At 69.4% G+C, this 12,734-nt stretch carries 11 protein-coding genes; 5 read left to right on the top strand and 6 right to left on the bottom strand.

Features of this window, described 5'->3' with window-relative positions:
- Window positions 1-109: 109 nt before the first annotated feature.
- The 6 genes from mmsB to AB0P17_RS17690 form a co-directional block, all read right to left on the bottom strand.
- Window positions 110-1,360 carry a multiple monosaccharide ABC transporter permease gene (mmsB, locus tag AB0P17_RS17665; protein WP_365811879.1) on the bottom strand — a complete coding sequence of 417 codons (1,251 nt, stop codon included), beginning with the start codon at window positions 1,358-1,360 and terminating at the stop codon, window positions 110-112.
- A 5-nt stretch (window positions 1,361-1,365) separates the two neighbouring features.
- Window positions 1,366-2,886 carry a multiple monosaccharide ABC transporter ATP-binding protein gene (gene mmsA / locus AB0P17_RS17670; protein WP_365812020.1) on the bottom strand — a complete coding sequence of 507 codons (1,521 nt, stop codon included), beginning with the start codon at window positions 2,884-2,886 and terminating at the stop codon, window positions 1,366-1,368.
- Between the two features lie 53 nt (window positions 2,887-2,939).
- Window positions 2,940-4,046 carry a multiple monosaccharide ABC transporter substrate-binding protein gene (chvE, locus tag AB0P17_RS17675; protein WP_365811881.1) on the bottom strand — a complete coding sequence of 369 codons (1,107 nt, stop codon included), beginning with the start codon at window positions 4,044-4,046 and terminating at the stop codon, window positions 2,940-2,942.
- 7 nt (window positions 4,047-4,053) lie between these two features.
- Window positions 4,054-5,034, bottom strand: coding sequence for a hypothetical protein (locus tag AB0P17_RS17680; RefSeq protein ID WP_365811883.1), 981 nt, complete (start codon window positions 5,032-5,034; stop codon window positions 4,054-4,056).
- 199 nt (window positions 5,035-5,233) lie between these two features.
- Window positions 5,234-6,271, bottom strand: a complete 1,038-nt coding sequence (locus tag AB0P17_RS17685; RefSeq protein ID WP_365811885.1) for an alcohol dehydrogenase catalytic domain-containing protein — start codon at window positions 6,269-6,271, stop codon at window positions 5,234-5,236.
- Window positions 6,268-7,431 carry a mandelate racemase/muconate lactonizing enzyme family protein gene (locus AB0P17_RS17690; RefSeq protein ID WP_365811887.1) on the bottom strand — a complete coding sequence of 388 codons (1,164 nt, stop codon included), beginning with the start codon at window positions 7,429-7,431 and terminating at the stop codon, window positions 6,268-6,270. Before AB0P17_RS17690 ends, AB0P17_RS17685 begins: the two co-directional genes overlap by 4 nt.
- A gap of 165 nt (window positions 7,432-7,596) precedes the next feature.
- Here AB0P17_RS17690 and AB0P17_RS17695 point away from each other — a divergent pair, with 165 nt between their 5' ends.
- The 5 genes from AB0P17_RS17695 (at window position 7,597) to AB0P17_RS17715 (ending at window position 12,683) form a co-directional block, all read left to right on the top strand.
- Entirely contained in the window at window positions 7,597-8,367 is a 771-nt protein-coding gene (locus AB0P17_RS17695; protein WP_365812022.1) for an IclR family transcriptional regulator, read from the top strand.
- Window positions 8,368-8,518: 151 nt separating this feature from the next.
- Window positions 8,519-9,274 carry a GntR family transcriptional regulator gene (locus tag AB0P17_RS17700; protein ID WP_365811889.1) on the top strand — a complete coding sequence of 252 codons (756 nt, stop codon included), beginning with the start codon at window positions 8,519-8,521 and terminating at the stop codon, window positions 9,272-9,274.
- 381 nt (window positions 9,275-9,655) lie between these two features.
- The gene (locus AB0P17_RS17705) at window positions 9,656-10,678 is read left to right on the top strand and encodes a sugar ABC transporter substrate-binding protein (RefSeq protein ID WP_365811891.1); all 1,023 of its coding nucleotides are present in this window, start codon (window positions 9,656-9,658) and stop codon (window positions 10,676-10,678) included.
- Window positions 10,678-11,775, top strand: coding sequence for an ABC transporter permease (locus AB0P17_RS17710; RefSeq protein WP_365811894.1), 1,098 nt, complete (start codon window positions 10,678-10,680; stop codon window positions 11,773-11,775). Before AB0P17_RS17705 ends, AB0P17_RS17710 begins: the two co-directional genes overlap by 1 nt.
- A 5-nt stretch (window positions 11,776-11,780) precedes the next feature.
- A complete protein-coding gene (locus tag AB0P17_RS17715) occupies window positions 11,781-12,683 on the top strand; it encodes an ATP-binding cassette domain-containing protein (RefSeq protein ID WP_365811897.1) in 903 nt (300 codons plus the stop codon).
- The last annotated feature ends 51 nt before the right edge of the window (window positions 12,684-12,734 follow it).

Consider the following 12,734-nt stretch of genomic DNA (forward strand, 5'->3'; position numbering starts at 1 on the left):
GTACGCAAGCTGTAACTGAATCACGGGGAACGCGGCGTCGCAGCACTTTCAGGTGCGCTGCGGCGCCGCGCCGTGTTGTCATGCGGCTGTGTCGCTGTGCCCCCGCCGGTCAGGCACCCACCCTGCGCTTGTTCCAGACGTCGAAGCCCACCGCGGCCAGCAGCACCAGCCCCTTGATGACCTGCTGGTAGTCGGTGCCGATGCCGACCAGCGACATACCGTTGTTCAGAACGCCCAGCACCAGACCGCCGATGATCGCGCCGAAGACCGTGCCGACCCCGCCGCTCATCGACGCGCCGCCGATGAACGCCGCGGCGATGGCCTCCAGTTCGAAGTTGATACCGGCCTGCGGCACACCCGCGTTGAGCCGCGCCGCGTAGACGACACCGGCGAGCGCCGCCAGGACGCCCATGTTGACGAAGACCAGGAAGGTGACCCGCTTGTCCTTGACGCCGGACAGCTTCGCCGCCGCCTGGTTGCCGCCGAGCGCGTACACATGGCGCCCGACGACGGCGTTGCGCATGACGTAGCCGAAGCCGATCAGCAGCGCCGCCAGCAGCAGCAGGACGACCGGCACACCCCGGTAGCTGGCCAGCGTCATCGTGAAGGCCAGCACCGCCGCCGCCAGCGCCACGCACTTGACGACGAACAGGTTGAGCGGCAGGACCTCCAGGTCGTACGCCTGCTGCCGGCGCCGGTCCCGGAACTCCTGGAAGAGCGCGAACGCCAGCAGCGCCAGCCCCAGCAGCAGTGTCAGGTTGTGGTAGTTGGTGGAAGGACCGACCTCCGGGAGGTAGCCGGTCGAGATCTTCTGGAAGCCCTCCGGGAACGGGCCGAGCGAGCGCGACCCCAGGAAGATCTGCGTGGCGCCGCGGAAGATCAGCATCCCGGCGAGGGTGACGATGAACGACGGGATGCCGACGTACGCGATCCAGAAGCCCTGCCAGGCCCCGGCGACCGCGCCGATCAGCAGCCCCAGGATCAGCGCGGGGACCCAGGGCATGTCGTGTTCGACCATCATCACCGCGCAGGCCGCGGAGACGAACGCGGCGAGCGAGCCGACCGACAGGTCGATGTGGCCCGCGATGATCACGATCATCATGCCGATGGCCAGCACCAGGATGTAGCTGTTCTGCAGGACCAGGTTGGTGACGTTGTTCGGCTTGAGGAGGACGCCGTCCGTCCATATCTGGAACAGGACGACGATCAGGCCGAGCGCGACGAGCATGCCGTACTGCCGCATGTTGCGGCGCGCGGCGTCCATGAGCAGCGCCCCCGTGGAGGCGCGTCCGGACGGAGGTGCCGGTGGGGCGCCCTTCGGTGTGTCGCCCTTCGGCGTGTCGGTGGTGACGGGACCCATGTCGACTACCTCGTGTTCTTGGTCATGTGGCGCATCAGTACTTCCTGGGTCGCTTCCGCCCGCGGGATCTCACCGGTGAGCCGGCCGGCCGCCATCGTGTAGATGCGGTCGCACATGCCGAGCAGCTCGGGGAGTTCCGAGGAGATGAAGACGACCGCCTTGCCCTCCGCGGCGAGCTGGTCGATGACGGTGTAGATCTCGTACTTGGCGCCGACGTCGATCCCGCGGGTGGGCTCGTCGAGGATCAGCACATCGGGACCCGCGAAGATCCATTTGCTGAGCACGACCTTCTGCTGGTTGCCGCCGGAGAGCCGTCCGACCTTCTCGAACACCGTGGGCGTCTTGATGTTCATGCTCTTGCGGTACGACTCGGCGACCCGGCTCTCCTCGTGCTCGTCGACGATCCCGCGCCTGGCCACCCGGGACAGCGCGCCCAGGGTGATGTTGCGGCCGACGGTGTCGATGAGGTTGAGCCCGTACTGCTTGCGGTCCTCGGTGACGTACGCGATCCCGTGACCGACGGCCTCCGGCACCGTCCTGGTCCGGATCTCCGTGCCGTCCTTGAGGACCGTCCCGCTGATGTTGCGGCCGTAACTGCGGCCGAACACGCTCATCGCCAGCTCGGTGCGGCCGGCGCCCATCAGCCCCGCGATCCCGACGATCTCGCCCCTGCGGACCTCGACGGAGACCCCGTCCACGACCTTGCGCTGCTGGTCGATGGGGTGGTGCACGGTCCAGTCCCGCACCTCCAGCGCGGGCCGGGCCGCCGGATCGCCCTCGTACGGGGTGCGTTCGGGGAAGCGGTGGTCGAGATCGCGGCCGACCATGCCCCGGATGATCCGGTCCTCGGTGGTCGACTCCGCGCGCACATCGAGCGTCTCGATGGTCCTGCCGTCCCGCAGGATGGTGACGGAGTCCGCCACCTCCGAGATCTCGTTCAGCTTGTGCGAGATGATGATCGAGGTGATGCCCTGATCCCTCAACTCCTTGATGAGCCGCAGGAGCTGGGCGCTGTCGCTGTCGTTGAGCGCGGCCGTCGGCTCGTCCAGGATCAGCAGCTTGACCCGCTTGGCGAGCGCCTTGGCGATCTCCACGAGCTGCTGCTTGCCCACGCCGATGTCGGCGACCCGGGTCCCCGGATGCTCGTCCAGACCGACCCGCTTGAGCAGCTCGGCGGCGTGCCGGAGCGTGTCGTTCCAGTTGATGAAGCCCCGGTTGGCGTGCTCGTTGCCCAGGAAGATGTTCTCGGCGATCGACAGATAGGGGATGAGGGCGAGTTCCTGATGGATGATGACGATGCCCTGGGCCTCGCTGGCCCGGATGTCCTTGAAGGCGCAGGCGGAGCCCTCGAAGAGGATCTCCCCCTCGTAACTCCCGTGCGGGTGGACCCCGCTGAGCACCTTCATCAGGGTCGACTTGCCCGCGCCGTTCTCGCCGCAGATCGCGTGCACCTCACCCGGGGCCACGGTCAGGGTGACATCGGAGAGCGCCTTGACCCCGGGGAAGGTCTTGACGATGGAACGCATCTCCAGGACGGGGGCCGCCGCACCGGCGGCCCCCGTCGTACCGACGGGAAGGGTCACTTCAGGTCCTCGGCCTTGAGGTAGCCGGAGTCCACCAGTTCCTTCTGGTAGTTGGACTTGTCGACGCTGACCGGCGTCAGCAGGAACGCCGGGACGACCTTGGACTTGTTGTTGTACGACTTCTCGTCGTTGACCTCGACCTTCTTGTCGTTCAGCATCGCGTCCGTCATCTGGGCGGCCGTCCTGGCCAGCAGGCGGATGTCCTTGTAGACGGTCATGGTCTGCTGGCCGGCGATGATCGACTTCACCGAGGCGACCTCGGCGTCCTGCCCGGTGACCAGCGGATACGGCTTCGCCTTCGTCCCGTAGCCGTCGGACCTGAGCGACGACAGGATGCCGATGGAGATCCCGTCGTACGGCGAGAGGACCGCGTCGACCTTCTCCGAGCCGTACGCCCTGGTGAGCAGGTCGTCCATGCGCCTCTGGGCCGTGCCGCCGTCCCAGCGCAGGGTGGTGATCTGGTTCAGCTGGGTCTGTCCGCTGCGCACGACGAGCTGCTTGTCGTCGAGGAACGGCTTGAGGGTCTTCATCGCGCCGTTGAAGAAGTACTGGGTGTTGTTGTCGTCGGGGGAACCGGCGAACAGCTCGATGTTGAACGGGCCCTTCTTGCCGCCCTCCTTCAGCCCCAGCTTCTCGATCAGGTAGGTGGCCTGGAGGACACCGACCTTCTCGTTGTCGAACGACGCGTAGTAGTCGACGTTCTTGGTGCCGAGGATCAGCCGGTCGTACGAGATGACCTTGATCTTCTGGTCGGCGGCCTGCTGGAGCACATCGCTCAGGGCGCTGCCGTCGATCGCCGCGACGATCAGTACGTCCACGCCCTTGGTGATCATGTTCTCGATCTGGGCGACCTGTTGGGCAACGTTGTCTTCGCCGTACTGGAGGTCGGTCTTGTAGCCGAGCTTCTTCAGTTCGGCGACAACGTTGTTGCCGTCCGCGATCCAGCGCTCGGACGACTTGGTCGGCATCGCGATGCCGACGGTGGAGCCCTTGCCGCCCTTGGTTTCGTCCTTGCCGCCCCCCTCGCTGCTCTGCCCGCAGGCGGTCAGTGAGAGCGCCAGGGAGAGCGCGGTAACGGCGAGTGCGGCTCGGCGAGTTCGCATGGGTACATCAGTCCTTGTCGTCGTTCATCAGAGGGAAGCGGCTGAGCGGACCCGGCAGCCGGGAGCCGAGCGGCGACATGCCGCCGTCGGCGCCGTGGCGGCCGAGCAGATCGAGGACGAGCCTGCCGCGCCGCACCCGTTCCCGGGCGCTGCTGAGGGCGGTCTCGCGGAGTTGGGCACCGAAAGGGTAGATGCCCGGGGACTTCGACAGGCCGAACTTGAGGTACAGCGGGGCGCCGCGCCGGATCAGCTCCGCCGCCTCGTACATCCGGATGTAGCCGCCGAGGTCGTCGGGGGCCTCGATGTAGAGGTCCATGGGGGCGCGGCTGACCCGGCGGATCTCGGTGAAGTGCGCGAGCGTCAGGTCCGAGGGGATGTTGATGGAGTCGGCGCCGAGGTGCTCGAAGACGGCGTACGACGCCGGGTTGACCGGGCCGATCAGCGCCGAGACCTTGATCGTGGTGTCGGCCGGCAGCACGCCCTGGGCGCGCAGCCGGTGCAGCGTCCACAGCACGCCCTCGTCGGCGACGAGCAGGCACTTCACACCGAGTGCGGTGGCGCGCAGCGCGTCCTCGACACAGCCGGCCACCGCGTCGTGGCCGCGGGCGCGCAGTCCCGCGCCCCCGGAGTCCGTACGGGTCGAGCCGCCGATGTCCCAGGTGCCGCGCGGTCCGGTGAACAGGCACAGCTCGATGTCGCGGGAGGCGCAGGCGTCGACCATCTCGGTGATGTCGGCGTCGGAGAGCATCCACACGCCGCTGCCCTGGCTGATGCGGTGGACCGGCACATCGAGCCGGGCGGACTCCTTGAGGACCTCGGCCAGGCTCTCCGGGCCCTCCACGGAGGGGATCTCGGTCCGCCACAGTCCCCCGTCGGGGAAGGCGTGGGCGGAGGCGTCCGCGGGGTTGAGGGCGGGCGCGGCGAGGCCGAGCGTGGCGAGCGCCTGCTCGCCGGGACGGCGGGGGGCGGGGGCTGATGCGTCGGTCACGGACGAGTCCTTCGGTTCGGTCCTGCGCACGGGGCGTCGTACGCGTCGGTCGTGTGCGGTGCGGGCGGTGCTCCGGGCGGTGCGGGCGGTCCGGGATGTGCGGGCAGTGCGGATGGTCTGAGCGGTGCGGGCCGTACGGGCGGTGCGGTGGCGCGGTGGTGCGCGGGTGGTGCCGGGCGTCGGCTCTCGGGAGCGGCGGTCACGGGAGCAGCAGCACCTTTCCCGTACCCGGATCTCCGCCGCCCACCAGCGCCACGGCCTCGCCGAACCGCTCCAGCGGGAACTCGTGGGTGATCAGCGGCCCCGGGTTCAGGACCCCCGAGGTGAAGGCCCGTACGGCGAAGGCCCAGGCGGCGGAGGGCGCGCCGAAGACTCCGTGCACGGCGAGTTGACCGAGCGTCAGAACCGCCGGGTCGATCCCGGTGGCGCCGGGGGCGAACATACCGGTCAGCACCACCCGGCCGCCACGCCGGGCCAGTTGACAGGCCGCGGCGGCGCTGGTCGGCGCCCCGGCGGTCTCCACGACCAGGTCGTAGCGCCCGTGCGCCTCCTTGGCCTCCTCCGGGGTGCCGGCGTCCGTCGCCCCGAACTTCCGTGCCGTGGCGCCGCGTTCGGCCCGCAGGTCGATGACCGTCAGCTCGGCGGGGGAGGTGGCGGCCAGCAGCTGGACCGCGAGCAGCCCGAGCGTGCCCGCCCCGACCACGGCGATCCGCTCGCCCGGCTCGGGCCGCCCGGCCCGTACCGCCGCGGAGACCACCGCGGCCGGCTCCAGCAGGGCGGCCGCCCGCAGATCGGCGTCGTCGTCCAGCAGGTGCAACAGGCGCCCGGGCACCACGACATGGTCGGCGAAGGCACCCGGGACGGTGAAGCCCGTCTCCTCGTACCCGCCCGTGCACAGCGAGGTCTCGCCGGTGCGGCAGCGCGCGCAGGTCCCGCAGGCGCGGAACCCCTCGGCGACGGTCCTGCGCCCGACCAGCTCCGGCGCCACTCCGGGGCCGACCGCCTCGACGGTCCCCGACCACTCGTGGCCCGGTGTCACCGGGTAGCGCACATAGGCCGGGTCGCGGTGGCCGTCGTACACCTCCCGGTCGCTCATGCAGATACCGGCCGCGGCGACCCGTACCCGCACCTCACCGGGGCCCGGCGCGGGCACCTCGCCGGTCACCAGGCGGTGTGTGCCGGGCCGTTCGACGACGACCGATCTGCCGGTCGGCGCCGCACCGGGCCGGTCGCTCATCGCTTCTCCTTCGGGTCGCGCTTCTCCCAGCCCTCGGCCCACAGGTCGAACCGCGCCTGCTGCTGCGGGAATTCCGCCGCGGCCTCCACGTCGAACTCGACACCGAGCCCCGGCGCGTGGGAGATCTCGAAGCAGCCCGTCTCAGGGTCGACCTGCGGAGCACCCTTGACCACCTTCTTGATCTCCGCGTCGGCGAAGTCGTTGAAGTGCTCAAGAATCTTGAAGTTCGGTGTGCAGGCTGCCACTTGGAGGCTGGCGGCGGTCAGCACCGAGCCACCGACATTGTGCGGTGCGATCAGCGTGTAGTGCGTCTCGGCGGTCGCCGCCAGCTTCCGCGTCTCCAGGATGCCGCCGATGTGGCCCACGTCCGGCTGGATGATGTCGGCGGCCTGCGACTCGAAGAGCTCCCGGAACTCGATCCGGTCGTGGATGCGTTCACCGGTCGCGATCGGCAGGTCGACCTTGTCGGCGACCTTGCTCAGCGCCTTCAGGTTCTCCGGCGGCACCGGCTCCTCCAGCCAGGCCGGGGCGAACGGCTCCAGCTCACGCGCCAGCCGTACGGCGGTCGACGGGCTGAACCGGCCGTGCATCTCCAGCATCAGCTCGGACTCGGGCCCGATCGCGTCCCGTACCGCCTCGATCAGCGCCACGGCCTCGTTGCTCGCCGCCCGGTCCAGCTCGAAGTGGCCGGTGCCGAACGGGTCGATCTTCAGGGCCCGGTAGCCGCGCGCCATCACGGCCTGGGCCGCCTTGTGGTACGCGTCGGGGGTGCGCTCGGTGGTGTACCAGCCGTTCGCGTACGCCTTGACGCGGTCGGTGACCTTCCCGCCGAGGAGCTGCCACACCGGCACGCCCAGCGCCTTGCCCTTGATGTCCCAGCAGGCCATCTCGACGACCGCGATGCCCGACATGACGATCTCGCCGGCGCGTCCGTAGTCGCCGTACTTCATCCGGCGTACGAGGTCCTCTACCGCGAAGGGGTCCGATCCACGAAGATGGTTGGCCTCGGCTTCGCGCAGATACCCGACGAGCGCGTCCGTCCTGCCGAGCATCCTCGTCTCACCGACGCCGGTGAGACCTTCGTCGGTATGGACGAGGACGTAGGTGAGGTTACGCCAGGGCGTACCGACGACGTGTGTGCTGATTCCCGTGATGCGCAAGACTGGTCCCCAGGGTGTGTTCGGTATTTCGTCACACGTTCGAAATCGTGGCGTGACGGTATTCAGACGCTCCGAGGGGTGTCAATGGGTTGCGCGGCGGTTAGCCTGTGTTCGTCATTCCGGCCGATGGCCGAAGTACCGAACGAGACGGGTGGGTGGTCGGCCATGGGACGGCTCGTCCCCGCGGTGACGCGGGCCCTGGACATTCTCGAACTGTTCCTGGAGGGCGACGGGACGCTCTCCGCGCCCGATGTCATCCGCAAACTGCAACTGCCGCGCACCACCGTGCACGAGCTGATCACCACGCTCGCCGCGCGCTCGTACCTGGCACCGGTACCGGGACAGCCCGGCCGCTACCGGCTCGGCGTGCGCTCCTACCAGCTCGGCAGCCGGTACGCCGAGCAGCTCGACCTCGCGGCCGAGGGCCGGCAGGTCGCCCGCGAGGTCGCCGAGACCTGCGACGAGACCGTCCATGTCGCCATCCTGGAGGGGACCGACGTCATCTACATCGCGAAGGTGGACTCCACGCACGCGGTCCGGATGGTGTCCGCCGCCGGGCGCAGACTGCCCGCCCACTGCACCTCGGTCGGCAAGATGCTGCTCGCCTCGCTCTCCGAGGGCGAGCTGGCGGCCCGTATCGACGGCCACGAGTTCATCGCGATGACGCCCGACAGCATCACCGACCCCGAGGTGCTGCACGCGGAGCTGGCGGGGATCAGGGAGCACGGCGTCGCCGTCGAGCACCGCGAGTCGAACCCCGACGTGAGCTGTGTGGCCGCGCCGGTACGGGACCGGGCGGGCCGGGTCGTCGCCGCGCTGTCCATCTCCGTACCGATGATCCGCTGGAGCGACGAGCGCGAGAAGGAGCTGTCCCAGCTCGCGGTCAAGGGCGCGAGCGCGCTCTCCGTACGCCTCGGACACCGCCCCCGGCCCTGAGGGCGGGGCCGGGGCCAGGGGGGAAGCGTGCCAGGGGTGACACGGGCGTCGTGGGTGTCATCGGCGAGGGCAGTACGGGGGAAATCCCCTATTGTCACAACAATCTGACGTCGAAGGTGCCTGTCATCCTTACGGCGGATATTCTCGCCCCGTGAACACCCCTGATCCCACGGCGCTCAAACTCTCGGTGAACCGGTCGAGTCCGGTGCCGCTCTACTACCAGCTCGCCCAGCAGCTGGAGAGCGCCATCGAGCACGGCGGGCTCGCCCCCGGGAGCCTGCTCGGCAACGAGATCGAGCTGGCCGGCCGGCTCGGGCTGTCGCGCCCCACCGTCCGGCACGCCATCCAGTCGCTGGTCGACAAGGGGCTGCTGGTCCGCCGCCGGGGCATCGGGACCCAGGTCGTGCACAGCCAGGTCAAGCGCCCGCTGGAGCTGAGCAGCCTCTACGACGACCTGCGGGAGGCCGGACAGAGCCCCACCACCCGCGTCCTGCGCAACACGACGGAGCCCGCCTCGGCCGAGGTGGCCGCCGCGCTCGGGGTCGCCGAGGGCAGCGAGGTCGTCGCCCTGGAGCGGCTGCGGCTGAGCCACGCGGAACCGATGGCGTACATGCGTAACTTCCTGCCGCCGGGCCTGCTGCGCCTGGACACCGAGGAGTTGGAGGAGACCGGGCTCTACCGGCTGATGCGGGCCGTCGGGATCACCCTGCACAGCGCCCGCCAGACGGTCGGCGCGCGCAACGCCACCGCGCCGGAGGGCGAGAGCCTGGACGAGGCCGAGGGTGCCGCGCTGCTGACGATGCAGCGCACGACGTACGACGACACCGGCCGCGCCGTCGAGTTCGGCACCCACATCTACCGGGCCTCGCGGTACGCCTTCGAGTTCCGGCTCCTCGTCCAGTCCTGACCGCTCCTCGCCCCTTCGCAGCCGACGGCGGAGACATCGGCCGGCACCCGGACGCCCGTCCGCAGGAAGGCATGGTGACACAGCGGCACCGTTCCGATCTGGATCGATCCATGAGCCGGGGGACCGGGGAGTCACGACATCGGAGAGTCGCGACATCGGGGAGTCGCGGATTCGGCGCGGGCGGCGGACGGCGGCTCTCCCGGGTATCCGCGGCGTTATCGTGCTGTGACGTCCAGATGAAGTGTTGTCCTGACAAACCATTGACACCGGGCCCCGGCTGGAGTTTGCTCCAGTCCTGCAACGGCGACGTCGCGTCCCTCCGTTGCGGTCCGGTGGGCCCAGGCCCCCTCTCCGCCCACTCACTCCGTGAGGTGCAGGACGATGAACCGCACGATCCGCTCCCCCCGCTCCCGCAGAACCCTCGCCGCCGCGGCCGTCGGCATGGCGGCGGTCCTCCTGGCCGCGGGCTGCTCCAGCGAGTCCGGTGGCAAGAAGGCCCAGGAGAACCAGGACTCCGCGACGACCGGCAAGGCGACCACCCCGCGCATGAAGATCGCGATGGTCACCCACGCGGCGCCCGGGGACACCTTCTGGGACATCATCCGCAAGGGCGCCCAGGCCGCGGCGGACAAGGACAACGTCGACCTCGTCTACTCCAGCGACGAGCGCGCCGCCGACCAGGCCAACCTGGTCCAGAACGCCATCGACCAGAAGGTCGACGGCATCGCGGTCACCGCGGCCAAACCCGAGGCGATGAAGGCCGTGCTCGCCAAGGCGGAGCAGGCCGGCATCCCCGTCGTCGGCTTCAACGCCGGTCTCGACGACTGGAAGGAGCTCGGGCTCCTGTCCTACTTCGGCCAGGACGAGGGCGTGACGGGCGAGGCGTTCGGCGACCGGCTCAACGAGGTGGGCGCCAAACACAGCATCTGTGTCATCCACGAGCAGGGGCATGTCGCCCTGGAGGCGCGCTGCGCGGGTGTGAAGAAGACGTTCCGGGGCAAGACCGAGATCCTCTACGTCAACGGCAAGGACATGCCGTCGGTGAAGTCGACCATCGAGGCCAAGCTCCAGCAGGACAGCTCGATCGACTACGTCGTCACCCTCGGCGCCCCGTTCGCGCTCACCGCGGTCCAGTCCGCGAAGGACACCGGCAGCAAGGCGGCGGTGGCCACCTTCGACCTCAACAAGGAACTGGCCGGCGCGGTCAAGGACGGCGACGTGAAATTCGCCGTGGACCAGCAGCCGTACCTCCAGGGCTATCTGGCGGTCGACAACCTCTGGCTGTACAGGAACAACGGCAACTTCAGCGGTGGCGGCGCGGAACCGGTCCTGACAGGACCGGCGTTCGTGGACGAGACGAACGTCGACAGGATCGCGCGGTTCGCCGAGAAGGGAACCCGGTGATGAGCGCGGGGTCGGCGGTGAGCCCGGCGGCCGGTCCCGCCCCGGCGGCGCCGGAGCCGCCGGGACCCGCCGGGGCCGGTGGCCGGGACGGCCGCACCGCGCGGCGCCCGCCGGTGCACCGGCTGCTCGCCCGGCCGGAGATCGGCGCGCTGATCGGCGCGGTGGCCGTCTACGTCTTCTTCTTCTCCGTCGCGCCCACCTTCCGGCAGTTCGACTCGCTCAACACCATGCTCTACCAGGCGTCGACCATCGGGATCATGGCGCTGGCCGTGGCGCTGCTGATGATCGGCGGTGAGTTCGACCTGTCGGCCGGCGTCGCCGTGGTCACCTCCGCGCTCACCGCCTCCATGGTCGCCTTCCAGCTCTCCATGAACGTCTGGGTGGGCGTGGTCTTCGCGCTGGTGGTCTCCCTCGCCGTCGGGGCCTTCAACGGATTCCTGCTCGTCAGGACCGGTCTGCCCAGCTTCCTGGTCACCCTCGGCACCTTCCTGATGCTCCAGGGCGCCAACCTCGCGGTCACCAAACTGATCACCGACAACGTCGCCACCGACTCCATCCGGGACATGGACGGTTTCGACCAGGCCCGCGCGGTCTTCTCCTCCGAACTCACGGTCGGCGGGACCGGCGTCCGGATCACGGTGGTGTGGTGGGTGGTCTTCGGCGTCCTGGCCACCTGGGTGCTGCTGCGCACCAAGTACGGCAACTGGATTTTCGCGGTCGGCGGCAACCAGGACAGTGCCCGCGCCGTCGGTGTTCCCGTGACCTTCACCAAGATCACCCTGTTCATGATCGTCGGCTTCGCCGCCTGGTTCGTCGGCATGCACCAGCTCTTCGCCTTCAACACCGTCCAGTCGGGCGAGGGCATCGGCAACGAACTGCTCTACATCGCCGCCGCGGTGATCGGCGGCTGCGTACTGACCGGCGGGTACGGGTCGGCCTTCGGCCCGATGGTCGGCGCGTTCATGTTCGGCATGGTCACCCAGGGCATCGTCTACGCCAACTGGAACCCCGACTGGTTCACGTTCTTCCTCGGCGCGATGCTGCTCGTCGCCGTCCTCCTCAATCTGTGGGTACGCAAGCAGGCGACCCGGAGGTGAACCCCATGGCAACCACCACGACCGCCCAGGGCGGGAGCACCGGCCGCGGCGGCGGCGCGCCGGTCGTCGAACTGCGCGGAGTCGGCAAGAGGTACGGCAACATCCGCGCCCTGTACGGCGTCGACCTGGCCGTCGGTCCGGGCCGGGTGAGCTGTGTGCTGGGCGACAACGGCGCGGGCAAGTCCACCCTGATCAAGATCATATCCGGGCTGCACCAGCACACCGAGGGTGAGTTCCTCATCGACGGCGAGCCCGTCCGGCTGACCACCCCGCGCGAGGCGCTGGGCCACGGCATCGCCACCGTCTACCAGGACCTCGCCACCGTACCGATGATGCCGGTGTGGCGGAACTTCTTCCTCGGCTCCGAGCTGACCCGGGGCCGCTGGCCGGCCAGGATGCTCGACATCCCGCGCATGAAGAGCGTGACCGACCAGGAACTGCGCAACATGGGCATCGTGCTCGACGATCTCGACCAGCCCGTCGGCTCGCTCTCCGGCGGTCAGCGGCAGTCCGTGGCCATCGCCCGCGCGGTGTACTTCGGCGCCCGGGTGCTGATCCTGGACGAGCCGACCGCCGCGCTCGGGGTCAAACAGTCCGGGGTCGTGCTCAAGTACATCGCCGCCGCCCGGGAACGCGGCCTGGGCGTCATCTTCATCACCCACAACCCGCACCACGCCTACATGGTCGGCGACCACTTCACGGTGCTGCGCCTCGGCACCCTCGAACTCAGCTCCGCGCGCGACGAGGTCAGCCTCGAAGCCCTCACCGACCATATGGCCGGGGGCGCCGAACTCACCGCGCTCAAGCATGAGTTGGCGCAGGTCTCCGGGGTGGACACGGCGAAGCTCCCCGAAGCGGCCCGGACCGGGACCGAGGCCGGGACCGAGGCCGCGAACGGCACCGGGTGACCCCCTGGCACTAGGCTGGGAGTCCGCCCGTATCCGTACCTGTGCCCGTAA

It is taken from the genome of Streptomyces sp. NPDC088124, assembly GCF_040685895.1.
Taxonomy (GTDB): domain Bacteria; phylum Actinomycetota; class Actinomycetes; order Streptomycetales; family Streptomycetaceae; genus Streptomyces.